The 23383-nt window shown below is 69.6% G+C and carries 20 protein-coding genes; 10 read left to right on the top strand and 10 right to left on the bottom strand.

Going from position 1 to position 23383, the window contains the following annotated elements; genetic code table 11:
* Positions 1–96 precede the first annotated feature (96 nt).
* Positions 97–903: a hypothetical protein gene (locus OG799_RS04170; protein ID WP_406043262.1), complete on the top strand. Its 807-nt coding sequence runs from the start codon at positions 97–99 to the stop codon at positions 901–903.
* 348 nt (positions 904–1251) lie between these two features.
* Here OG799_RS04170 and OG799_RS04165 read toward each other — a convergent pair whose 3' ends face one another.
* The gene (locus OG799_RS04165) at positions 1252–2310 is read right to left on the bottom strand and encodes a C40 family peptidase (protein ID WP_406043260.1); all 1059 of its coding nucleotides are present in this window, start codon (positions 2308–2310) and stop codon (positions 1252–1254) included.
* Positions 2307–2891 carry a hypothetical protein gene (locus OG799_RS04160; protein ID WP_406043258.1) on the bottom strand — a complete coding sequence of 195 codons (585 nt, stop codon included), beginning with the start codon at positions 2889–2891 and terminating at the stop codon, positions 2307–2309. The genes OG799_RS04165 and OG799_RS04160 overlap by 4 nt, the downstream gene beginning before the upstream one ends.
* Positions 2892–3018: 127 nt before the next feature.
* On the opposite strand from OG799_RS04160, the gene OG799_RS04155 reads away from it, so the two are divergent.
* The 7 genes from OG799_RS04155 to OG799_RS04125 all read left to right on the top strand — a co-directional run bounded on the left by OG799_RS04155 (position 3019) and on the right by OG799_RS04125 (position 11586).
* Positions 3019–3387 (top strand): hypothetical protein, encoded by a 369-nt coding sequence (locus OG799_RS04155; protein ID WP_406043256.1) that lies wholly within the window; start codon positions 3019–3021, stop codon positions 3385–3387.
* A gap of 342 nt (positions 3388–3729) precedes the next feature.
* Positions 3730–4146, top strand: a complete 417-nt coding sequence (locus OG799_RS04150) for a hypothetical protein (RefSeq protein ID WP_406043254.1) — start codon at positions 3730–3732, stop codon at positions 4144–4146.
* Between the two features lie 78 nt (positions 4147–4224).
* Positions 4225–5634 carry a hypothetical protein gene (locus OG799_RS04145; RefSeq protein WP_406043252.1) on the top strand — a complete coding sequence of 470 codons (1410 nt, stop codon included), beginning with the start codon at positions 4225–4227 and terminating at the stop codon, positions 5632–5634.
* A complete protein-coding gene (locus OG799_RS04140) occupies positions 5631–7121 on the top strand; it encodes an SCO6880 family protein (RefSeq protein WP_406043250.1) in 1491 nt (496 codons plus the stop codon). The genes OG799_RS04145 and OG799_RS04140 overlap by 4 nt, the downstream gene beginning before the upstream one ends.
* Before the next feature lie 25 nt (positions 7122–7146).
* Positions 7147–8589 (top strand): hypothetical protein, encoded by a 1443-nt coding sequence (locus OG799_RS04135; RefSeq protein WP_406043248.1) that lies wholly within the window; start codon positions 7147–7149, stop codon positions 8587–8589.
* Positions 8586–10421, top strand: coding sequence for a type IV secretory system conjugative DNA transfer family protein (locus OG799_RS04130; protein WP_406043246.1), 1836 nt, complete (start codon positions 8586–8588; stop codon positions 10419–10421). Before OG799_RS04135 ends, OG799_RS04130 begins: the two co-directional genes overlap by 4 nt.
* A gap of 106 nt (positions 10422–10527) precedes the next feature.
* Positions 10528–11586, top strand: a complete 1059-nt coding sequence (locus OG799_RS04125) for a toprim domain-containing protein (RefSeq protein WP_406043244.1) — start codon at positions 10528–10530, stop codon at positions 11584–11586.
* Positions 11587–11897: 311 nt separating this feature from the next.
* Here the strand turns inward: OG799_RS04125 and OG799_RS04120 are convergent, their stop codons facing one another.
* Entirely contained in the window at positions 11898–12770 is an 873-nt protein-coding gene (locus OG799_RS04120; RefSeq protein WP_406043242.1) for a hypothetical protein, read from the bottom strand.
* A 256-nt stretch (positions 12771–13026) separates the two neighbouring features.
* On the opposite strand from OG799_RS04120, the gene OG799_RS04115 reads away from it, so the two are divergent.
* Positions 13027–13659, top strand: a complete 633-nt coding sequence (locus OG799_RS04115) for a DUF7002 family protein (protein ID WP_406043240.1) — start codon at positions 13027–13029, stop codon at positions 13657–13659.
* Between the two features lie 279 nt (positions 13660–13938).
* Here OG799_RS04115 and OG799_RS04110 read toward each other — a convergent pair whose 3' ends face one another.
* From OG799_RS04110 to OG799_RS04080, 7 genes are all read right to left on the bottom strand, one after another.
* The gene (locus OG799_RS04110; RefSeq protein ID WP_406043238.1) at positions 13939–14457 is read right to left on the bottom strand and encodes a hypothetical protein; all 519 of its coding nucleotides are present in this window, start codon (positions 14455–14457) and stop codon (positions 13939–13941) included.
* Between the two features lie 419 nt (positions 14458–14876).
* Positions 14877–15062, bottom strand: a complete 186-nt coding sequence (locus OG799_RS04105; RefSeq protein WP_406043236.1) for a hypothetical protein — start codon at positions 15060–15062, stop codon at positions 14877–14879.
* The gene (locus OG799_RS04100) at positions 15059–17176 is read right to left on the bottom strand and encodes an N-6 DNA methylase (protein WP_406043234.1); all 2118 of its coding nucleotides are present in this window, start codon (positions 17174–17176) and stop codon (positions 15059–15061) included. The genes OG799_RS04105 and OG799_RS04100 overlap by 4 nt, the downstream gene beginning before the upstream one ends.
* A gap of 259 nt (positions 17177–17435) precedes the next feature.
* Positions 17436–17942, bottom strand: coding sequence for a DUF4913 domain-containing protein (locus tag OG799_RS04095; protein ID WP_406043232.1), 507 nt, complete (start codon positions 17940–17942; stop codon positions 17436–17438).
* Positions 17939–19081, bottom strand: a complete 1143-nt coding sequence (locus tag OG799_RS04090) for a hypothetical protein (protein ID WP_406043230.1) — start codon at positions 19079–19081, stop codon at positions 17939–17941. Before OG799_RS04090 ends, OG799_RS04095 begins: the two co-directional genes overlap by 4 nt.
* A gap of 18 nt (positions 19082–19099) precedes the next feature.
* On the bottom strand, positions 19100–20539 hold the full coding sequence (locus OG799_RS04085) for a relaxase (RefSeq protein WP_406043228.1): 1440 nt from the start codon (positions 20537–20539) through the stop codon (positions 19100–19102).
* Positions 20536–20952, bottom strand: coding sequence for a hypothetical protein (locus OG799_RS04080; RefSeq protein ID WP_406043226.1), 417 nt, complete (start codon positions 20950–20952; stop codon positions 20536–20538). Before OG799_RS04080 ends, OG799_RS04085 begins: the two co-directional genes overlap by 4 nt.
* A 145-nt stretch (positions 20953–21097) precedes the next feature.
* Between OG799_RS04080 and OG799_RS04075 the strand changes: the two genes are divergently transcribed.
* Positions 21098–22717: an ISL3 family transposase gene (locus OG799_RS04075; protein ID WP_406043224.1), complete on the top strand. Its 1620-nt coding sequence runs from the start codon at positions 21098–21100 to the stop codon at positions 22715–22717.
* Positions 22718–23383 lie beyond the last annotated feature (666 nt).

Genomic DNA, 23383 nt, shown 5'->3' with positions numbered 1-23383 from the left:
CCGCGCTTCGCGCGTGAAGCTGCGTTCTACCGTTCGCACGCCGGGGAGCATGCAGTTCATGAATTATTTCGCGGAGCGCCGGAGCGTTAGAGTCGCATGGACGAAGATTGGGAACTCCGCTATGTCCGGATTCGCAAGGGAGCGCATCGTTCGAAATCGGCCAAGTCTCCCGGCTTTGAGAGTGACCTTCTACGGGAAGACGGCACCAACAAACTCTTAGGTCCCACTGAGTCGATTCCAGTCGATCCGGATGAGCTCGTAAGGCTTCGCGCACGCGGGCGGGATCCCAAGGGAAGTGCACGGGCGGTGGATCTGTCGCCGGCTCAGCAGGCGTTCGTCGACGCGATATCGCCTCTGCTCAGAGATGCGATCGAGCGGCTCGGTCGGGAGGTCGTCGCTCCCGTCGTGGAAGAGATCGTGATTCCGGCGACGAGGCGGGCGTTGAGCAAGATTGGTCGGAAACTACGCGCAAAGGTCGGGAGTCGGCAGGCTGCGGCCGGCGACGTCGACACCCACGCTGCCACGGCCGAACAGGTCGTTCTGAACGCACCGTCGTCGGCGGACTCGTCCCGAGCTACGGGCGCCGAGCTCGAAGAGCCCGGAATCAGCATGAGCACCGCGGAATTCCTTCAGCGCTTCATGGCAGCTGAGGTCGCGGAGCAATTCGCAGCAGAGCAAAGAAGAATACTATCCCGGGCCCTCCGTAAGAATGATGACCTCGCTCCGGAACTGGAGAGCTCCATCAAGTTGATCCTTGCCGGGAAGAGTTCCCTGCTCGACGACGAGGCATTAACGGAAGTTATGAACTTTCTGCAGCAAGTACGGGTCGTTGATGGTGCCCCTATGCCGCTGCGAAAAGGCGAGACCAAGAAGCCACCACGGTTGAGGGGCGGCGAGGCGTGAGCGGCAAAGCGGGAACCTCAGACCGCGCAAGGCGAAGATGCCGGTTACAGGGGTTTTATATTTCGACGGCCAACGGGGATGACCGGCGCGGAACTGGCCGCTGGCCGAGGCCGACCATTCGTTCGATCTGAATGCCATCAACGGCAGCATTGTTCGAAGCTGAAGTCGTAACGGCAGGAAGAGCGCGCGTGCTGTCGGACCTCGCGACCGCTCTGCGGCTCTACTCCGACTACACCGGGCGATTCTCGACCGAGGCAGTGGATACGGCTCCGAATCGCCGTCTGCCAATGGTCGAACGCACTCAACTCGGCAGATGAGGATGTGGTTGAACAGTGGCAGCGTAGTCCCTCACTGCGGCACCGGCCTGCGGATGGCAGCGACTTGCCGGCTCCAGTTGCTGACCGCGACCACCTTCACGACGTCGCCGGTCTTGGGCGCCTGAACGAGATACTGCCGGCCGCCCCGGTCGCTACCGATGTACATGCCGACGTGGCGGGGCCGGGACATCGTGCCGTCGGAGCCGGGGATGAAGATCAGGTCGCCGGGTCGCATCGCTGCCAGTGCGGGGACGGCGACGCCGGTGTGCACCTGGTCGGCGGTGATCCGGGGGATCTGCACGCCGCCCTTGGCCCAAGCGGCCATCATCAGCCCGGAGCAGTCGTAGCTGTCTGGTCCTTCGCCGCCCCAGACGTAGGGCTTGCCTCGCTGGGCCAGCGCGAAGGAGACCACGGCCCGAAGCTGCGGGTCCGTGGGCAGGACGAGACCTTTCGGGAGGCCGGCGTCGTCCAGGGGCGGCAGCCCGTCCCCGCCGTCGCTCGTGCAGACGATGTCGAGCCCGTCGCTGATCACCGCGACCAACTGCTCAGCTTCGGGCTCCCACTTCGCGTAGGCGTCAGGGAACGCTGAACGCTGCACGGCCTGCGCGGCCTGGGTGAGCGGCATGGTCTGCCAGCCGTCGACCTCGACCAGGTGCTGGTAGAACTTCCGGGCGGCGTATCGGGGGTCGAGGATCTGTTCGGGGCTGCCCCAGCCCTGGCTGGGTCGCTGCTGGAACAGGCCGAGCGAATCGTGGTCGTTGTCCGCCCCGAGGTGACCGAGGTTGCGCAGGGTGGACTCCTGCATCGCGGTGGCCACGGCGACCTCCCAGCCGTAACGCGGCACGTGCATCTCGGCGCCGACTGCGACGATGGTGGCGGCGTTACCGACCTGCTCGGAGGTCCAGGAGCCCTGGGTGGGCCAGTCCCGTGGCGCCGCTGTCGCGCCGGGCGAGGCGCTGGGCGGGCTGATGGTGCAGGCCATGGCAGGGCTCGCCCCGAGTACCGACAGGGCGACGAATACGACCAGGGCCAGCGGTGCCAGGACAACGGTGGCGAGCCCACCGGCGAGGATCAGCCACCTCCGGCTCATCGCAGGCCCGCCTGGCGGATCTCGCAGCCGCTGACCCGCCAGCCGGGACCGTCCGGGCCGCCGCGGCGCAAGGCGCAGTCGATGACGCTGTGCTGGGTCCAGCCACGCCAGCCGTCCTCGCCCACGGCGGTCGCGGTCACCCGGATCGTGCGCCGCGCGGCGATCGCGCTGTCCCCCGGCTGCGGTAGGTCGGCGAAGGGCTCCACGACGGTGTCGAGGTGGACGCGATGACCGGCCCAGGTCGCCCAGCGGCGGTCGCGGTCGGCGGCGGCGCTATGTCCGGCCAGCGTGCTGCTGGCGAAGCGTACGGCTCGCTGGTAGGCGTCGCCCGGGCCGGAGTCGCGGCGGGTGTCGGCGCTGTAGAGGGCAATCACGAACCGTCGGCACACCTGCTCGGCATCGGCGTACGAGAAGCCGGGCTGCGTCGGCGGCGGCACCGGGGCGACCATGCCGACCGGCCCGCGGCTGACCACCGGGCTGCTAGTGCTCGGCTTGGCTGACGTCGGCTGTGCGCCGGCGGCGCAGCCGGTAACGGCCAACGTCAGGGTCAGTGCCGCTGCTACTCGGATTCGCGCGTCCATGGTGACGACGGTGTCGGGTCGCCGGGGCCGTTACCGCTGCCGGCCCCCGCCGGTAACGGCGGTAGCGGCGGCGGCCACACCAGCGTCAACGCTGCCGTCAGCGACGCCTGGTCAGGGTGCATGGCAGATGCCCGACCGGGGCGTCCTGACCTTCGGGAGACCTGCTGTGCTTGCTCACTATCTGGCCACCGCCGCCGCACTCACAGAGGGGCAGATCAGCGCCATGGCGGACGTTCTGGCCGCGCCACCGAACCCTGGCCCCGCCGCACCGCCCGGCTTGGAGGCGACCGGGAACCTATTCCTCGGCTGGATGAAGTGGATCCTCATCGTCGCCGGCGTCGGCGGCCTGTTGGTCTGCGGGATCATGATGGCCGTTGGCCGTCGCAACCGCTCTGCGTTCGCCGCCGACGGCGCGGCCGGCATCCCCTGGGTGCTGGCCGGACTGACGTGCGGGGCAGTCGCGGCGGTCGTAGTCGGCGCGGTCCTGCCGGGCTGAGCAATGACCTCCGACATCATCACTCGTGCCCGCCGCACCACGCGCCGCCGGGCCACCGCCGCTTGTGTGACCGCAGTGGCGGTGGTCGGCGCCGTGACCGTCGCGGTGGTGGTCGACGCGGACCCGAATCAACCTGTCACCCCACCGGCGGGTCCGAGGGCGCCAGCCAGCCCCGACACTGGCGCCGCTACCGCTGGATCCGCGGACCTGCCCAGCGACCTGGGTTTGACCAACGTGGCGGGCGTCTCCGTGCCAGTGTCACGCCAGTCTGGTCCTCGCCTTACCAGCGGGGGTCAGGCGCGCGGGTTCGCGCACGACCATGCCGGCGCAGTCCTCGCCGCAGTGCACATCGTCGTGCGCACCAACCCGCAGATCGGTCCCACCGTCTTCGACCCCACGTTGCGCACCCAGGTGGTCGGAACGGACGCGGCCGCGATGCGGATCCAGGTCGCCCAGGCGTACGACGAGCTGCGCGGTCCGGCGGGCGTCGCGTACGGGCAGCCCATTGGGCGCCTGTACGCCACCCTGCGGGGCTATCGGATTCTCAGCTACACCGACGACGAGGTGAATCTGCGCCTGCTGACCGAGGCTCCGGACGCCTCCGGGGCCCCGGTGGCGGTTAGCACGGAGCTGCGCCTTCTCTGGAGCGCCGCGGACTGGGCCCTGGTAGCCCCGGTGGGCGGCACCTTCGACCAGGTGGTCACGGCGGCGTCGCCCGCCGATGTGGCCACCTTCCTACCCTTCATCGCTGGCGGGTGAGTCATGCCTTCGTGCAATCCCTTCATCCCTCTGACCTGCACTGGAATCACCGCTGGCGGCTCGACGAACCCCGCCGACGTGGTCGGCAACACCATGGTCAACACGGTCCTGTCCGGCCTGGCCGCAGCCGTACGGGAAGGCATCGAGTGGGTGACGGTGCTGCTGACCAGCTGGATGCTGATCCCCTCGAACGATCTGTGCTCCACCAACGGCAGCGACCCGAGCCGGTGGACAGCCGACTGGGTCAGCCAGTGCAACGCCGGCAGCGGCCCCGCCCAGGAGCTGCGCTCGTTCATGCTGCCCATCACGATCCTGCTGCTGGCCGGCGGACTGATTTGGCAGGGCATCGCCATCACCGTCAGCCGTAAGGGCGAGCCGCTGCTGCAGGCGGTACGCGGCGTGTGGAACACCGCGCTGTGGGGCAGCATCGGCATCGCCGGCACCCATCTGGTGCTCAAGGCGGGCGACAGCTACTCCATGTGGCTGCTGAGCAAAGCCGTCCTCGACGACTCCAACAAGCCACCCAACGAGGCGATGAGCGAAGCCTTGGGTGGGCTCATGCTTCCGGCAGCAAATGTGGCCCCGTTCGTGATGATCCTCGTCGGTACAGTCGTCATGGCCGCTGCTCTCCTGCAGACCATCCTGATGGTCTTCCGCGAGGGATCGGTGGTGATCCTGGCGGGGCTGCTCCAGCTCGCCTCGGCGGGCACGGTCACCCGCGGCACCAGCGGCATGTTCCACAAGACCCTCGGCTGGTCGCTGGCGTTGGCCCTGTACAAGCCGGCCGCGATGTCGGTGTACGCCACTGCCTTCATGATGATGCGCGGCAACAGCCGGGACTGGCTGATGGGCCTGGGCATGCTGGTGCTGTCGGTGGTGGCCCTGCCCGCCCTGATGAAGTTCTTCACGATCTTCACCGGTCACGTCGCCTCCGGCGGCGGTGGCCTGGGCATGGCCGGAGCCGGCGCGGCGGCGGGCCTACATGCCGCGTCGTCGGTGCGCGGAGCAGTCGGTGGTCATAGCGCCGGTGACCACGCCCGCTACATGGACTCCCAGGGACCTGGTAGCGGCGGCCGAACCAGTGGTAGCGGACCGACCGGGGCCATGCCTACCCCTTCGACACCGTCACCGGGTGGCGGCTCCGGCGGCGGGACCGGTAGCGCCCCGAAGGTGGTCAACGGCACCGCCACTGCCGGCGGCGCTCCCGGCCCGGTAACGCCCACCACCACCGTGCCGGCTGGCACCGGCGCCACGGCATCCGCTGGTGCAGCCGCCGGCGGAGGCACAGCAGCCGGGGGCGCGGCCGCTGGCGGGGGCGCGTCCGCCGGAGGTGGCATGGCGGCGGCCGGCGCGGCCGGAGCCGCCACCGGACCGGCGGCGCCGGTCGTCATAGGCGCCGCTGTGGTGGCCCAGGCCGGTGTGACCGCAGCAAAGGCGGGCGCGAGCACCGCCAGCTCCGCCATGCAGGAAGGAAGTTCACCGTCGTGAGCATTGACCAGGCGCAGGTGCGCACCTACGGGGGCTGGCGGCGGGCGCGGGGCATGGGCCTGTTCGGCCTCGGACCGATGCAGACCTTCGTCGTCCTCGCGGCGATCACCGTGCTGATCATCTCCGGGTCAATGGGGCTGCGGGCGCTGGCCATCTCCGCCGGGCCGTGCGCGCTGCTCGTGGGCCTGCTAGTGCTGCGCTGGGACGGAGTCCCAGTCTCAGCGGGCATCGCGCAGCGGGTGCGGTGGCTGGTCGGCACCAGCCGCGGCTACACCTCCTACCGCTCCGGGGTGATGGTGACCGGCGAGCACGCCTGGCAGCTGCCGGGCGTGCTCGCGCCCACCACCCTGCTGACGGTCGAGGACGAGAGCGGCGGCGTGTACGGGGTGGTGTACAACCAGCGGCTCAGCGCCATGACGGTGACGCTGCGCTGCGCGGCCACCTCCACCTGGCTGGCCGATCTTGATGCCAGCGCGGCGTGGGTGGCCAACTGGGGCGGATGGCTCGCGAATTTGGGCTACCTGCCGATCATCGATCACGTCGCGGTCACCGTGGACACCGCGCCGGACCCGGGCTCCCGACTCGCCGACCACGTCAGCCGGCGGATCGTGCCCCACGGCCCAGCATCCGCTCGGCGGGTACTGCAACGGCTGGTGGAGGTGTCCCCGGCAGCTGCCGCCGACGTGGAGACCCGGGTGTCGGTCACCTTCAAGCCCGGCGCCTCGCCCAGCAAGCCGAAGAACCTCGACGAGGCCTTGGAGGAGATCAGCCGCACGCTGCCCGGCCTGCAGGACTCGCTGGGCAGCTGCGGCCTGACCGTCCTCGGCCGGGCCAGCGCGGAGAACATCTCGGCCATCGTGCGAACAGCCTTCGACCCGGCCAGCCGGGGTGACGTGGCCCGGCTGACCGCGACCCCCGGGCTGGACCTGAGTCGGTGGGTGGACTGGGACACCGCCGGGCCGGTGATGGCCGAGGAGCATCTCGACCGGTACGTCCACGACTCCGGCACGTCGGTGTCATGGGCCTGGCACGAGGCACCCCGCCAGCACGTACACGCCGACGTCCTCGCTCGCCTACTCGCCCCGGGGCCGTACCCGAAGCGGGTGTCGCTGCTCTACCGGCCATTCCCCGCCGGGGAAGCCGCGCGGATCGTCGAGAGCGAGGTCAACGCCGCGGCATTCCGGGCGGCCTACAACCGGGCGCAGAAACGCGACGAGTCCGCCCGGGACCACGCCGACCGGGAACGAGCCCTGCAGACCGCGCGGGAAGAGGCGACCGGCTCCGGAGTCGGTCTGATGTCGCTGCTCGTCACCACCACCGTGATCTCCGCCGACGACCTGGGCCGCGCCATCGCCGACGTCGAGTCCCGCGCCGACGTGGCCAAGATCCGGCTACGGCGACTGCGCGCCAGCCAGGCCGCTGGCTTCGCGATGACCCTGCCGTGCGGCGTCTGCCCGCCGCAGCTGGCCCGCCACTGGCCCCGCTGACACAACCCGCGATCTGGAGGATCCGATGAAGAGCAGCACCATCGACGCGCCCGCACCGGCGCCGGCATGGGGTGTCCGCGCCCCCGGCGCCGGCCGGGCCAGCCACGTCTCCCCCGGCATGGAATACCAGGGCACAACCGTGCAACTGTGCGGCCTCTACCCGTTCGTCGCCGGGTCCGGCGCGCCCACGATCGGGGTGCCGATCGGACGGCACATGCTGTGGGGCGAGGTCGTCTGCCTCGACCCCCTCGAATGGCTACGCGAAGGCCTGATCACCAACCCCGGCGTGTTCGTCCTCGGCCAACCCGGCGTCGGCAAGTCCACCGTGGTCAAGCGCCTCATCACCGGGATGACCGGGTTCGGCACCAGCGCGCTGATCCTCGGCGACACCAAACCCGACTACACCCGGCTCGTCGAACACCTCGGCGGGCAGGTCATCCGGATCGGGCGGGGCCTGGACCGGCTCAACCCGCTGGACTCCGGCCCGCTCGGCAGCGCGCTCGCCCGGATGGGCAGCGCCGACGCCCGGCAGCTGCGCCTGGAGATCCGGGGCCGGCGCATGTCACTGCTGCTGGCACTGTGCGCGCTGGTGCGGGGGCAGGCGCTGAACAACACCGAGGAGATCATCCTCGGCCGGGCGATCGACGTACTCACTGAACGACTCGACGGCGACCCCACGGTGCCCGACGTGCTGCGCCTGGTCGAAGCCGGCGCCGACGAGCTACTGACCGCGGCTCGGGCGCGCACCGACGGCGAGTACCGCCGCCGCGTCGACCAGCTCGTGCCCACTCTCGCGCTGCTCTGCGAGGGCAGCCTGCGCGGGGTGTTCGACGGCCCCACCACCAAGCCCCTAGACCTCGACGCCCCGGCCGTCAGCGTCGACATCTCCCAGGTCGCCGCCGCCGGCGACCAGCTCGTAGCCGCCGCAATGCTGTGCACCTGGGCGTACGGCTTCGGCATGGTCGACGCCGCATCCGTACTGGCCGATCAGGGCCTGGCGCGGCGCCGGCAGTACCTCGGCGTGATGGACGAGCTGTGGCGGGCCCTGCGCGGCGCGTCCGGGCTGGTCGAGCACGCCGACGCGCTGACCCGCCTCAACCGGCAGCGGGGCATGGCCAGCGTGATGGTCACCCACTCCCTCGCTGACCTCGATGCCCTGCCCACGCCCGAGGACCGCGCCAAGGCGCAGGGCTTCATCGAACGGTCCGCTATCAAGATCCTGGCCGGGCTGCCGCCGCGCGAGCTGAACCGCGTCAACGAAGTCATCAAACTGTCCGGCCCCGAGCGCGAACTGGTGGCGTCCTGGGCCGCGCCGGAAGCCTGGTTCGCCGGCTCCGTGCATCCCGGCCGGGGCAAATACCTGATCAAGACCGGTGAGCGCAACGGACTGCCGGTGTCGCTGACCCTGGTCGGTGAGGAGTGGGAGCTCTACGACACCGACGCGGCGATCCGGCAGGTGCAGCTATGAACACCCGGCCGGTCGAACCGCGCGGCACCGCAGGCGGGCCGCTCACCCCGTTCCTGCTGCTCGGGCTGGTGTGGGCGGCAATCGCCCTGATGTGGTTGTCCTGGCTCGCGGGGCGAATCGCCGCCGCCGTGACCGGGCATCCCGCCGGTGGTCCCGGCTTCGGGTCCGCGTACCTGGAACATCTGCTGCATGCCGACTGGGCCGCGCTTTGGCCCGGGGTCTCCCCCACCGCGGTGAGTGTCGTCTACGCGGTGCTGCTGCTGGTGCTGGTCGGCCTGGGCGCTCTGGCGGCGGTGTGGTGGCAGGCGCGCAAGCCCGACGCGGAGGATCCACTGCCGTCGCTGGCCGGCCCCACCGAGGTAAAGGCCATGACGTTGCCGGTGGTTGCCGCCAAGGCCCACCGGCTTCGGACCAACCTGGCTGACGTGCTGATGAAGGAAATCCCGGCCGAAGCGGCCGGGGTCGTGCTCGGTGCGCACCGACGGCGGCGCGGCTCGGGCCCCCGCCTCTACTCGTCCTGGGAAGACGTCGTCCTCGCGGTGATGGCACCCCGCGCCGGTAAGACGACCGCGCTGGCCGTGCAGTCAATTCTCAATGCGCCGGGGCCGGCGCTCGCCACCAGCAACAAGCCCGACCTGTGGGCCACCACGGCGGCTTCCCGGGCTGAGCATGGCACCGTGTGGGTGTTCGACCCGCAGTCCATCGCCCACGTGCCGCAGAACTGGTGGTGGAACCCGCTGGCCGCCGTCGAGGACGTCGAGGACGCCCACCGGCTGGCCAACCACTTCGTCCAGCAGGTCCGCAACTCCCAGGGCAGCGACGACTTCTGGATCCAAGGAGCACTTGACCTGCTCACCTCGCTGATCCTCGCCGCCGCGCTAGAGGGCCGCACGCTGGCCTCGGTCCAGGCATGGCTGTCGGACTCCACGTCCCGCGAGCCGGCGACGATCCTTAAGAGCCACGGCTTCGGGGCCTCCGCCCGAGCCATGTCCGGCCGCCAGGCCGGCGCCCCCGAAACCCGCGAAGGGCTCTACGAGACCGCCCGCACCGCCGCGGCATGCCTGGCCAACCCGACCATCATGGCCTGGGTCACCCCACCGGACCTGCCGCCGCCGGCACTGGACGTCGAGGCGTTCGTCGAAAGCGCCGATACGCTCTACCTGCTGTCCAAGGACGGCGCCGGTGCAGCCGCACCACTCGTCGCCGGCCTGACCGACCAGGTGCTGCGCGCCGCGGTCACCGTCGCCGAAGCGCACGGCGGCCGGCTCGACCCGCCGCTGGTCGCCTGCCTCGACGAGGCCGCGAACATCTGCAAGATCGCTGACCTACCTGAGCTGTACAGCCACTTCGGCAGCCGAGGCATCATCCCGCTGACCATCCTGCAGTCCTACCGCCAAGGCACCAGGGTCTGGGGCGAGCAGGGCATGGACGCACTCTGGTCGGCCGCCACGGTCAAGCTGGTGGGCGCGGGTATCGACGATGCGCGGTTCGCCGAGGACCTGTCCCGGCTCGTCGGCGAACACGACGTCACCGTCGCCTCCCGCACCCGCGACGGCCAGGGCCACACGTCGTACCAGACATCAGTACGCCGGCAGCGGATCCTCGATCCCGCGCAGATTCGGGCACTGCCGAAGGGCTCAGCACTGCTGTTCGCCACCGGGGTCAAGGTGGCCATGCTCAACCTGCTGCCCTGGTACGACGAGCCGAGCGCCGAGCGACTGAACGCCGCCGTCGCCGCCTCCACCGAGGAAATCACCCGCCAGGCCCAACGCACCCGCGCCGCGCGTCGGGACCGTATGGCGCAGCGTTCGTGGCGGGGACGGGCCAGCTGAAGCTAGCTTTGGATATCGGAGGTTGGCTATGGGCGCACCTCGAATCAGACATCCGGCGTTCTCTGTGCGCGGCACCAGGCTCGAGCACGCGCGGCTGCTGGCGGCCGTGGAGGCCGCGGTGACGTACTACCGTGGCCAGCTCGATCACGCCGACAGTCCTCGCGCCTATCTCGCCGGACGCGGTCTCGGTGTCGTTGTGCAGCGGGAGTGGCCGTGGCGGGTCGGGTACGCCCCGCCCGGTTGGAGTTCGCTGACCGGCCACCTGTGCGCTGCTGGCTTCACGGCGGATGAGCTGGTCGGTGCCGGACTGTCGACCCGCACCCGGGTGGACCCGGACCGGCTCGTCGACGTGTTCCGGGACCGGATCATGTTTCCCGTGCGCGACCCAGCCGGGCGTGCCGTGGCGTTCCTCGGCCGGTCGAGCCCTGACGCCGGCGCGGGCGTACCGAAGTACATCAATGGTCCTGAGACCGCGATCTACGACAAGGGACGGCTGCTGTTCGGTGTTGCAGAGCAGCAGGAGCGCCTAGCCGCGCGGTGGAAGCCCGTCCTGGTCGAAGGTCCCGCTGACGTCCTTGCCGTGTGGCTGTCCTACTCACGGTCCGGCCGCACCGGAGCGGTGGCCCTCGCGCCGTGCGGCACCACGCCGACCAACGAACAGGCCGCGATCCTGCGGGAGTTGCCCGGTGCGGCGGACGGCATCGTGGCGGCGTTTGACGCGGACCCGGCCGGCCGTGGCGCGGTGGACCGGGTCTGGAAACTGCTCCGGCAGCCGCACCCGCCCGGTCCGCTGCTGGTGGCTGAGTTCAGCGCCGGCGCAGACCCGGCGGACCTGCTGCGTCGGCCGAACGGAAAGGCTCAGCTACGGGCCGCGTTGCAGCGAAGGGCGCGGCCGATGCTCGACGCGGTGGTTGACCACCGGCTCGCCCGGCTCGTCAACCGGCATCCCCGACTAATGGAGGACATCGACGGCAAATGCACTGCGGTGCACCTTCTGGTGCCGCTCTTGTTCGAGGCGTTCAACCCGGACGGGGCGATCGGGGTGGCCCGACGCATCGTCGCGCACACCGGCGCCGGGGTCGATACTGTCGCCATCGCCGCGCTCGGATACCTGGAAGATCGGCTACAAGGCATCAGGCCTGACCGCTTGCGATCACGCCAGTAGGCAGTTGATCGAACTGGAGGGCGATTAGGCAGAGGTTTTGCCGTCAGCGCTCCGCGGCCTCTTCTGCCGATGAGCATGCATTGGCCGAGGCGAGCGTGCGCGTCTGCTTGTTCGGATGAGGCCGGCTCCTACACGAGGCGAGGCTTGATATCGATCCACTCGCGCAGCTGGGCGGCGAGGCGCGCATCCTGGACTCCGTTCAGGTGCCACTGGGCTGCGATGACCAGATTCTTCGCCTGCCGGGAGTGACGCATCTGGGGTGCGGTCGAGGCCACCGAGGTCTCGCCGGTCAGCGAGGATGGCCACCTCGTTCAAACCGACTGGGAGAGCCTCCAGGCAGGCCCGGACGATGTCGTCAGCCGACGGCAGCGCCGCCAGGCCGACCCCGCGCGCCGCATGTCCGCCGCGAAGTACGCCAGCCTCTCGGCGCCCTCAGCTTCGGTGAACACCTCCCGGGCCCGCCCCTGCCGCAGTAGCCACAGCTTCAGCTCCGCCCAGTCCGCCCGCCGGTGCGACTGGCCACCCAGGCGCTGATCGGTGATAAGCAACAGGTACATCCACCAGTTCGCTCGCTGGCGCGGTGCCGGCTGGCGGCGGTCCAGCCACTGCCGGCGCTGGTGCTCGTCGAGCTGGAGCAGGTGGACCAGCCCGTCCTTGACGGCTTGGCGCTGCCCGCCGAGTCTTCCGGCGGACACACCTTCGGGCGGATGGGGTGCGCTGATCGACCAGACTTCACCGGCATCGACCATCTGCTGATGGCCGGTGGTGGCGACGAGGAGGGATATCCGTGACTCGGCAAGCCAGTACCGCTGGTGGTTCGCATCGGCCTGGTCGATGATCTCCTGCAGGTGGTAGCCGAGGCGGTCCAATTCGGCGTTCAACTGCATGAACCGCAGCTGTCGGCCGAACGGCCCGTACCGATGCACGAGTGCCTCTGTGACCGTGATGCTCGCCAGGCGATACGCCTGCACGGTGAAGCCGGTCGCCTGCCAGGAGTCGGATCCGGGACGCCGCGCCCAGGAGAACTCCACCAAGCCGTAGTCACGCCGCATCACGGCGCGGTTTCGGTCCTCTGCGAAGTCGCCACCCAGCGTGCGGGCTACTTCGTCCGGTGAGTCCGTCAGGCCGACGCCCAGCACGGCGCCGCTGACCACCACGTCGACGATGAAGTCAAGATCGGCCACCCGACAAGCGTGGCGGAGTACCGGGCGCAGCACAATCAGCGGCCGGCCTCGCCGCGATCGATCTCCCGGATCATCCCCGTACCGGGCATCCGCACATAGCCGCAATTCGGTCACTATGGGGAGTGGCGGTTGTCTCGACAGGTGTAGGCGTAGCGCCGAGGAGCGCCAGCGCTGTAGGCCACCTGTCGACCAGGTGATGGGAGGGCATCGGTTCCCTGATGGCCCGTAGTCGCGGACGTCCGGCATGATGACCGTCATGGACGTCGAGGAACTGATCGCGCGCCATCCGCAGGTCTTCCACACGATGTCGGCGACCGCGTGGCCATCGGTGCAACGACACGGCCTCCTGTCTACGCAGAAACTGATCGACTTGTTCGGCCTCGACGCCGCCGAGCGTGACCGACTCCTGAGCGCCCCTCGCAAGCAGTCCACCGTGCTGCGCGCACCTGGCCTGGCGCCTGCCGTGATTCGCGATCAGAAGCCGATGAAATTCGTCGCGGAGAAGATTGATCCAAACTCCTCGCTGACCGCGTACCTCGCGGCCATCAACTCCCGGGTCTTCTTCTGGGCCAGCGCTGAGCGGCTGGACCGGCTGCGTCAAGCGAAGGAGTACCGCACCGAGGACCAGGTGGTCCTGCACGTCGACACCCGCACCCTCGTCGAGCGACACGGCCCACGAATCGAACTCTGCCGGCTCAACTCCGGGGCTGTGACGCAGAAGAACCACCCCATGCGTGGGCATCGATCCTGGCTGCCGATCGCCGACTACCCCTACGCCGAGTACAGCCGCCGGTACGGCCGCGATGGCGCCCTGGTCGAGGTCACCGTGTTGGACGCCGTCCCTGACATCCTCGACGTGACCGACAAAATCGAAGGCGCCATCGACTGAGACCCACACCTATAGGACTTCATTGCCCACCACCGGGCAGGCAGGCGTTCGTATACCTGCTCGGGATCATCCTTCATCAACTCGCCGGGGCTTTCTCGTCCTCTACGACTCCAGTGGCAACCACTGTCGGGACCGATAAGCGGGCAGGACGCGGCTTTCACCAGCCCTACAAGCCCGGCCCCACGTGCGGTGTGGCCTGAAGGAACCGCAGTCCTCGACCGATCTTGACATCCCGTCATGCCGCCGTCAGACGTCAGTCGGGCCCGTCGGTGATGACCCCTAGCCTCCTAGTCGTGTCGTTCCGCTGTAGAGGTGCACGCGGTCGTCGATGTCGCGGTCCGGTGCTCCGTGGATGAACTGTTCAGGCTCGACTTGGCCGTTGCTGCCGTGTACCACCCAGTCCTCGTAGAACCACCTGGGGCTACAGGCGCAGCCGGTGAACCGGAAGTTGGCTCGATACCGGCCGACCTGCCTCGGTGCGAGCGTGAACAAGCGGGCAGGTCCACGCCGACGTGGGAATGCCGCCCTTCCCGGCAACCGCTCGACGAGCATCGCCGCATCGCTGAGGGTGAGCTCCAAGCCGCAGTCACGGGCCAGTTCGGCGCTGCCGACGCGTACCTCGTCGTGGCGCATATAGCCGACCGCTTCATCGACCAGCACCTCATGGATGACCACGTCGCCTACCGGCAACGCCGCGGGCAACACGACCGGGCGGTCCAAAGCACGGCGAATATTCTCCTGCGGCGCCCCACGCCCGGCCGCGCTCCATCGCACACGAACTCGCTGGAGGGTGATCACGCCTCACCATGACTCATCGACCACTCGAAACACCAGTCGATATCCGGATCTGCCGCCGTTCGTGCGCTCGGCCCGTTCGCCGGCCGTCACTGTTGCGTAGATTGCGTTGGATCGCCGCCGTAGAGGGCTGCGAAGACGCGGTCCCGCAGGATCTCGTACTGCTGGCGGCATCGCCGAGGTGGGCCCGGCGAGCGTTGCTGGACTTAACCGCCGACGACGACTTCCGGTGGCTGGAACTGGCCAGCTGCCAGGTCGACCTCGGGGCCGTCAACCAATCGATTCCAGTAGTGGTAGCCGACCTTGGCGTCTCCGGCGAGGACCTCGCCTAGGATCAGCTCTCCCCCGAGCAGGTCCTGAATGAGTGAAGAAACGGAAGGCCTGGTTGCCCTCGATACCTCGGCGTGCTGCCAGGTTTTGCCTCACAGCGTCCCGAGGATGCCGAGACCTAAACCGAAGGCAGTCGCGAAAGCCGCTCCGGCGGCCATGGTGGCCTCGGCCGCTGAGGAGCCGCTGCTTGTCTTGAGCATCGCGGTGACGAGCGCTACGACGACTGAGGAAAGGCCTACTACGAGAATCCACAGGTGGGTGTTGCCGGAGCTGCTCAAGGAGTTTCCCTTCCGTTCAGAACGACGGTGCCGTCGGCGAGGTGTCGGGTGAAGGCTGTCCGGGTGGCACGGGCAGCGGCGAGACGTCGGTCGATCATGGAGATCTCGTCGTCGACTAGTTGAAGTGCGCTGAGGATCCGCCGCTGGTCGGCGACCGGTGGCAGCGGCATCTCCAGGTCGCCGAGTGTGGTGGTGCTCAGTGAGGTGGTTAGCGACCGGACTGATCGGTCGCGGATGCGGGCCTGTACGGCTGACTGCGACAGGTAGGCCAGCAAGTAGGCGGGATCCAGCTCGGCGAGTTTGGTAACGCGCAGCCGGAGCACGTTGCTGTGTGGCAGCCAGCCAGATTCACTGGGGCCCACGATTGCGGTCTGTCCCATGGCTCCGGTCCGGACGTAGAGCACGTCGCCGATTTGCAGCTGGTGCTGCTGGCTAACGGTGTCGACGTCTGCGTTCGGTGCGTCGCCCGCATCGATGAGGCCCTCCCGCAGATGCCGCGGGTGGACGACGGGCACTACCTCCCGCGCGGTGTGCGCCTGGGAGATCGCCCGTTTGAGCGGGCGAGGCGGCACACCGCTGCGGATCTCGCAGAGGTCGCGCAGACGGTGCTCGGGCCAACCTTCATCGGTGCCCGTCGTGTAGGAGGGCAGGTCGAGTGTGGCGGTCAGCGCGTCCACTTCCGCGCGTGCGTCATCCGCCGAAGCTCGCGCGAGCGTGCGGTCCTGGTATTCCGGTGGGTTCAGCGAGTACCCGTGGGCCCGGATCTCGTGAGGCGCGACCGCGATGCTGAAGCCAGGCTTAGGCTCGGCCGCCGCGAACGTCGCCGCTATCGTCGCGATGTCCGCTGCGTCAAGGATGTGCACGCCCTTCGCTTGAGGGCCAGACGGCCGGCCGAGGTGGCGTGCGTCCACCATGTGTACCGGCGTAGCGCGGCCTACCGGCTTTCTCAGCAGCCAGATACAGACGCCGATCGAGCTCCCTGGAAACATCCGCGCCGGTAGCGCGACAACAGCGTGCACGGAGCCCTGTTCGACAAGGTCACGGCGGGTGTCGTACGCCCGGGTGCCGGCGGCGTAGCCGGCGCCGTAGGGCATAAGGACAGCGGCGCGACCGTCGTCGGCGAGTGCGGCGATGCATCGTCGCAACCAGGTGGGCTGTTCCTTCTTGTCGAACGGCGGGTTGGTCAGCAGGAATTTCGCCCCGCCCGGTGGTGGCGAGGGTGCCACGGCCAGTTCGGGGGTGGCACCCGTCGCCGCCAGCGACATGCCGGCAAGGCGCAGTTCGGCCGGGTGTGGATGCTCGGCGTACACCTGAAGGACCGCCTCGCCGACGGGCACCTGCGTGAACTCGGCCAGCAGCTCGCCGAAGCGAGCGAACGGGTCGTACACCGTTACCTCGCCCCGCGCGGTGTGGTCGGCAAGCAGCGCGACCATGGTGCGCGCGACGCTTGTCGGCGTAGATATGGCGCCATCGTGACTGCGGACCTCCCGCACGTACTCGTCTAGAAGTCGGTGGTAGGCGCCGGGACCGAGGTGGGCGGTCAGCACGACCACCTTGCGCACCGGCTCGAACGTGCGGGGCCGCAACCTCGTCGGCGGGGCGTCCGAGCTGCTGAGCAGGTCCGGGTGACCGAGGGACGCGTCGACTGTCGCCACCACGAACCGCAGCAGCTGCCGGGCCGTTCCCGCGTCGCCGGAAGCGGGGAGATGCCGGGTCACGTGCGTCCAGCGATCCCGGTCATGTAGGCGAAGGAACGCGAGGCAGAGCAGCAGGTACAGGTAATCGGTCCGGGGCGCGCCACCGCAGACGTCGGAAGCCAGTGCGCGCAGGGATTGAAGGCTCGGGTCTGCTTCGGGACGCTCAGCGGGACGAAAGCTCCGCCTGACTCGATCTCCATAGGTGTCTCCGGCGGTCTCACCCAGCGCCAGGCGGTTGGCGGGAACGCGCCGCCCGTCAAGCCAGCCGATCACCTCGCCAAGATGGAGACGATCGCCGGTTCCGCTCACCGGCGGTGGGAAGTCGTCGTGCCGGCGCCAATGGGTGACGGCAGCCCTCGTGGCCGCCGCGAGCCTGGCCACCTCTGCCTGAGAGACCGCTCTCGCAAAGTCATTCACGAGCCGAAGCTAAGACTCCACGCCGAGAGTGTCGAGTGTGCACTCACCGGTGCGCCTGGATCTGTTAACAAACTAGGGTTAGGCATCGGACATCTCGGACCTGTCGATAGTGCTCGTAGTTAGGTCGTCCCGGAGGATCCCGGTCGGCCAGCTCCGACGACCTGCCGCAGTTCGGGAGTCAGCACGAACCGGTGGGACGGCTTTACTGCCGTCCCACCGGGTCTGCTCTCGATCACCCGCTGCGGTGCCAGACGCAGCGTCAGTCCCACCACCTCCACCAATCCTCAGGCGCGGGCTGAGCCGGCACCTCCGGCGACGAGCGGTGCTGGCTCTCTCCGAGATCGCCACCTGGGGTGCAGTTGCGGAACGGGCCGTCGTCGCCGCAGAGGATGGGCAGCTGGTGGTCGAGCTCTCGCAGCCAGGGCAGCATGCCGGTCATCTGCAGGCGGGCCTGTTCCCAGCCGTACCACAGGGCCGTCAGCCGGGTTACCGCTTCGTCGTGGCGCCACCACTGCTCGCACCAGTGCCATCGGGTCAGTCCGACCTCGCCGACCGGGCGCGGGAAGGTCGGCAGCAGGTACGTGGTCACCCACTGCTCGACCGTCGCGTACAGCGGCGCCTGGTCCTCGTCGCCAGCCTGGGCGCGTTCGGCTTGGGTCTGCTGCAGGTCGGCGACCTGCGCTGCCAGCCTCGCCATCTCAGCGGTGAGCTCGTCATGCTGGATGCCCGGGTCGTCGCTGGACCGATGCGACATGGTGGCCGTCATCGTGTCCTGCTACGCATCGGCACCGCGGTGACCGCTACTGCGGGTTGCTTGCCCTCTACCCCCGAACTGATCTTGGCTACGCGAAGCTTCGGAAATGCCTGCGCCCAGGCCGGCGTCGGGAGAACGTCAAGGTGGTGGACGTCAGCTGCGGTGGCGGCGACGTGATCAGCGTTGTCGTCGTGGAGCACGCTCGCCGACTGCCCGGCTGCGTGCTCGTCGACCAGAGTGCGGGGGTTGTCGACTGGCCTACTGTCGCTGACTCCCTCGCCGCGCTCGGCAGCCGCTCGGCTTTGCAGGTCGCGAGCCACGGCCTCCTCCACGTGACCCTGCGCGAGACGGATCGCCTCTATCGGCCGCCTGTCGGCATCGCCGGTCCTGATGGCCTGGTTCATCTCCGCGGCGAGGTCGCGAAGTAGTTGTACCGGGTCGCCTGCAGGAAGCTTGCCTGTCGCACGCCAGTGGCGCTGTAGCTCGTCGAGGGCTTCGGGCCGTACGTGCTCAGCCAGTTTCATTGCCTCCTGTCGAACAGCGGCGTCGAAGGCGTCGACCAGCGCACGGCTACCCGGCGGCAGCGCGGCGGGCCCCTCCTGGGTAATCCCCGGCCGGTCAGGCGTGCTGCCGTGGGGGCGAGCGCCGTGCTGGCGGTGACCGGCGCGGGCATCGCGCTCCCACACCTCCCGGGCTGCCGCGCGCATGGCCTCAGCGATCGGAGTTCCGGCCCGCCTGTGGCGTTCATAGGCGGCCATCAGGTCCGGGCGGAACTGGCGCAGCCGTTGCTCGGCGAACTCCGCAGCCCGCCGAGCTACCGGGTCACTGCTGGCATGAAGCGTCGCGGTGCGCCAAACGGCGGCGGCCTCGGCGAAGGTCGCCTTGTGGACCAGCCAGCCGCCGTCGAGCGAGCCCGCCATCCGGTCACGGTCCGCGCGTACCTTGGCTGCAAGTCGGTCGGCTTCGCGGCGGGCCCTCGCGGCGGCCTGGTCACGGTCGGCCTGGCGATCCCGTTCAGCGGCCTTGTTCTGGATACCGACGGCGGCCCAGCGGGCGCCGGCCTCGCCGACGGTCGCCATCGTCGCCAGCCCTTGCAGGAACTGTTGGCGGGTCTCGGCCATCGGGTCCTCGTGTTGCTGCGGGCGCGGCATGTGCACCTCCTTGCCTGATCAGCGGCCGCGCGCAGCACGCCGGCCGCCTCCCACTGTCGGTTCGGGTGTTGGCATGGCAGTTAGCGGCAGCGTTACCGCCGGTTGCCGGCCACCCGCTACCAGCCGCAGCGCGGCGGCTGCTGCCCGGGCCGCCTCGGCCTGGTGCAGGCGCTGCTGGGCCTGCCGCAGCTGCTCGAGAGTGTCGGCGAGACGGGCCAGGTCCATCACCAGCGCAAGGGCGGCCATCGCGTCGTCGTCGCCGGAGATGCGGCCCATGAGCGCTACCAGCCGCGACATGGCGCGCATCTCCTGCGAGCGGCCGGTGGACCGGCGGACCCGCCCGTACAGGTCCCGGGCCGCGCGGTCGAAGACCTCGGCGGCCCGGTGCAGCGGCCCGCGCCGGTCACCCTCCATCGCGTGGGCCAGGCTGGTGAGCAGGTCCGCTGCGGCGACCGCGGTGGCCTGCGCACGACCCGATTCGGTACGGGCGTCGCGGCGGATATCGTCGGCGGCCGCAGTGGCCACCGTGGCGGCCTGGCGCATCGCCTCGATACGCTCCCTCCGGCCGACCGTCGGCGCCGCCGGCGGCGGTGCCTGAACGCCCCAGCGCAGCCGCAGCTTCGGCAGGGTCATGTCGGGCGCCAACCGGCCCCCGCCGAAGTACACCGGCTGCCCGCCTGCGGTGCGCGCGCCGGGAAGCGCCACCGCGTACCCGGTGAGCTGCCGGGGATCGGTGGTGCTGCGCCGGAGTCGGAGCAGCACCCCTGCCTCGCGTAACCGGGCGAAGAACTCCTCCTCTGAGCCGGCGGCGGCCACGGCCGTGCGTACGCGCCGGCGCAGCTCATCCCGGGGCGTCTGAGCGCGGCCAACGCGACGCGCCTTGCTTACCTCGACCGGATGGGGGCGGCGGTGGGCGGTGCGGTCAGCCGGCGGGACCCGGCGGTGCAGGTTGTAGCGGCGAGCGACGTTGTAGGTGGCCTTGACGCAGCGCGGGTAGTCGTTGCGCATCCAGTTGGTTCGCCCGTCCTCGCGCACCAGCGTCGCGACGATGTGCACGTGGTCGTCGGCATGCCGCATGGCGATCCAGCGCAGGCCCGGATCGGTGGCGGTGGTGGCGATCCCGACCTCGGTGAGCATCTGGCTTGCCATGCTCGCCCAGGTCGAGTCGCTGACGGTGCGGCGCCGGTCCTCGGGCGCGAGCCGCATGCTGGCGTGCCAGACGAACTTGTTCGGCGGCCGGTCGCCCGCGCGGACCGGTTGCTCCAGCAACGCCGCCAGCGCCCGAAAGTCCCGCTTGCCGCTGTCGGTGACCTTCGGCTCCAGGTCCGTCAGAGGACCCGCGCCGTCCCAGGCCGCCACCAGGCGGGGGTTCGTGTGTTCCTCCGCCTTGCCCGGGCCCCAGAGGTAGCGCAGCAGCCCACCGACCCGTGAACCACGCCGGTGCACCCGGGTGATCACCGCAGCTTCCTGTCGATCAGCGCTATCACTTCGTCGAGCCGGGCCACGGCCCTCGTGCACAACCGGACGGCATCGGCGGCCCAGTGGGGCAGCTGGCCGGTGGCGTTGAACGCCGCGGCGGCCTGGTTGACGTTGTTGCCGGACATCGCTACCGCCCGGCGGGCGGCGAACAGCTCGTGCTGCAGCTCCCGCAGGTCACCTTTCACGGCACTCGACACCTGGCCGGCGGACGCGGCGGCGAGGGCGGCCTTCGCCGCGTAGCCCGTCGGAGTCAGCTGTGCAGCTGAGGCCGCCATCTCGATCGCGGCCTTCTCCTCATCGGAGAGCCGGAGCAGTACCGCGTGCGGGCGGGCCGGCCGAAGGTGGGCACGATGTCGCGCCTTGCTGGGCCAGGCAGGCCGATCGCTGTCCATCGCCGCACTGTGCACTCTGGGCGTTGCCGGCGACGTGAGCAATCGGGGCTACCTGTGCTGGCCGGGCTGTCGGCGTACGGGTTCGCATGCCCGGCCAGGTACGGCTGAACGGGGTCTGTCGCTGATCTTGTGACGGCCTACGGCGGTGGCCAAGATCTGCGCCGTGACTTCGGGATTCCTGACGAGTGTCCTTCCTCATCTGTCCAACGTGGTCGTTGAGTTCGTCGAACGGTCGGCCGGCGCGCTGGTGCTGCGGGCCCGCTCTCGCGCTCGCCGGGGTCGTTGTCCACAGTGCGGCACGCCGTCGGGCCGTGTGCATGGCCGGTACCTGCGTCGGTTGGCGGATGCCGCGCTGGGCGGCTGCGCGGTGGTCATCGAGCTGCTGGTGCGCCGGTTCAAGTGCGTGTCCGAGGCGTGCCCGGCCGTGACCTTCGCCGAGCAGATAGAGGACCTGACCCGACCCCACGCGCGACGCACCCCACTGTTGCAGCAGCTCCTCGCCAAGATCGCGGTGGCGCTCGCCGCCCGCCCGGCGGCCCGGCTCGCCCGCCGGCTCGGTCTGCCGGTAGCCAAGGACACCCTGCTGCGCCTGGTCCGTGCCCTGCCGGAGCCGCCGGTCGGCGAGGTGCGGGTGGTCGGAGTTGACGACTTCGCCCTGCGCAGACGCCACGTGTACGCCACGATCATCGTGGATTTGGAAACGCGGCGGCCGGTTGACGTGCTCGAGGGCCGGGATGCCGGACCGGTAACGGCGTGGCTGGCCGCCCATCCCGAGATCGAGGTGGTGTGCCGGGACCGGGGCCGCGCGTACGCCGAGGCCGCCCGCGTCGGGGCACCCCAAGCCCAGCAAGTCGCGGACCGGTGGCACCTGTGGCACAACCTGTGCGAGGCCGTGGAGAAGACCGTCGCCGCCCACCACGGGTGCATCAAGACCGCGTTCGCCGCCGCTGAACCGGCGGCCACCGACGTGCCGCCGCCACCGCTTCCGGACGAGCGCTGCGACGTGCGTGGCCGTCCCCGCCCGCTCGTGGGGCGCACCACCGAGCGGTACACGGCGGTGCAGGAGCTGGTGGCGGCCGGGCGGTCGCTGCGCGGCATCAGCCGCGACCTGGGCCTGGACTACTACACCGTGCGCCGCTACGCCCGCGCCGACAGCCTTGACGCGCTCATCGCGCCAGCGATCCACCGCCACACACTCCTCGACGCGTTCAAGCCCTACCTGTACGAGCAGTTCACCCAGGGCCAGGGCAACGCCTCGCACCTGTACCGGCGGATCCGCCAGCAGGGATACACCGGCAGCCGCACCACCATCGGCCGCTATCTGCACCTGCTCAAAGGCGGCCTGGTTGCGCCACCAGCGCCTCGGCCGGTCCCGGCGCCCCGGACCGCGGCGAGCTGGCTGCTGACCCACCCCGACCGGCTGCAACCCGACCAGACTTCCACCCTCGGCGACGTTCAGGCGGCCTGCCCGCACCTGAACGCCACCGCCCGGCACGTGCGCGCCTTCGCCGCCATGATGAGCAACCTGACCGGCCAGCAACTACCAGCCTGGATCAACCGCGTCCGCCAGGACGACCTACCCCACCTGCGCCAGTTCGCCGAAGGACTCCTACACGACTACGAAGCCGTCGTCGCCGGACTGACCAGTATGTGGAGTTCCGGACAGGTCGAAGGCCAGAACACCAGAACCAAGCTGATCAAACGCATGGGCTACGGACGCGCAAACTTCGACCTGCTCCGCAAACGCATCCTCCTGCAAAGCTGAGCCGTCACAAGATCAGCGACAGACCCGCTGAACGTGCCCAATCCGCCGTACCCACCCACGTCTCTCGGGCTCAGGAAGGCTTCGACATGGATCAGTTGAGGCGGGGCTGCCGTCGCGGCCCTCGGGACGCTAAGCCGGCGCTCGCCCGACCCGCCGGTGTCATTGCGGTTCCCGGCGAGCGCTGCGGTAGTGATTCGGGACCAAGCCGACCCGCACCGCAGCCGCGCAGCGGCGAGGAGCGGAAGCGGTGCGGTAGTCGGGGGTAACCCGGCTGCCTCCCGGCAGACGACTTGCGCCAGGCTGAGGCTGGGATGGGTAGGAGGCTGGCACCGTTCCTCCGCGCCTACTTGGTCACCCTTCACCCTGACGTCGACGCGGGCCGTCGTGGCGGGCACGGCCCGCCCCCATTGCCGATCTGCGACCGCGCCCGGTCGCAGATCGATAAGCAATGGCCATATCTTGCTCCCTGTCTGCCGAGTTCGTGGCCAACGCCGCCCAGAGCAACGAATGGGGCGACGGCCTAGGTGGGCACCACCATGCACGGCGTCCTGACGTCCGCTCGGAGTCGGCAAGCTCATCGCCGAGCTGACCGGTATCAGCGGCCGGATGTCTTGGCTGCTCTACTGGAGACCGTATTGAACGGTCGCGTATTCGAGGATCAATCGC

This window comes from Micromonospora sp. NBC_00898 (assembly GCF_045207895.1).
GTDB lineage: Bacteria > Actinomycetota > Actinomycetes > Mycobacteriales > Micromonosporaceae > Micromonospora.
The sequence above is the reverse complement of the archived record's forward strand: the minus strand, read 5'-3'. Positions and strand labels throughout refer to the sequence as shown.

Bases quoted from the DNA above. Each gene is read 5' to 3' on its own strand.
- OG799_RS04170 (WP_406043262.1), top strand. From the start codon at position 97: ATGGACGAAGATTGGGAACTCCGCTATGTCCGGATTCGCAAGGGAGCG.
- OG799_RS04165 (WP_406043260.1), bottom strand. From the start codon at position 2,310: ATGAGCCGGAGGTGGCTGATCCTCGCCGGTGGGCTCGCCACCGTTGTC.
- OG799_RS04160 (WP_406043258.1), bottom strand. From the start codon at position 2,891: ATGGACGCGCGAATCCGAGTAGCAGCGGCACTGACCCTGACGTTGGCC.
- OG799_RS04155 (WP_406043256.1), top strand. From the start codon at position 3,019: ATGCCCGACCGGGGCGTCCTGACCTTCGGGAGACCTGCTGTGCTTGCT.
- OG799_RS04135 (WP_406043248.1), top strand. From the start codon at position 7,147: ATGAAGAGCAGCACCATCGACGCGCCCGCACCGGCGCCGGCATGGGGT.
- OG799_RS04130 (WP_406043246.1), top strand. From the start codon at position 8,586: ATGAACACCCGGCCGGTCGAACCGCGCGGCACCGCAGGCGGGCCGCTC.
- OG799_RS04115 (WP_406043240.1), top strand. From the start codon at position 13,027: ATGGACGTCGAGGAACTGATCGCGCGCCATCCGCAGGTCTTCCACACG.
- OG799_RS04095 (WP_406043232.1), bottom strand. From the start codon at position 17,942: ATGACGGCCACCATGTCGCATCGGTCCAGCGACGACCCGGGCATCCAG.
- OG799_RS04090 (WP_406043230.1), bottom strand. From the start codon at position 19,081: ATGCCGCGCCCGCAGCAACACGAGGACCCGATGGCCGAGACCCGCCAA.
- OG799_RS04080 (WP_406043226.1), bottom strand. From the start codon at position 20,952: ATGGACAGCGATCGGCCTGCCTGGCCCAGCAAGGCGCGACATCGTGCC.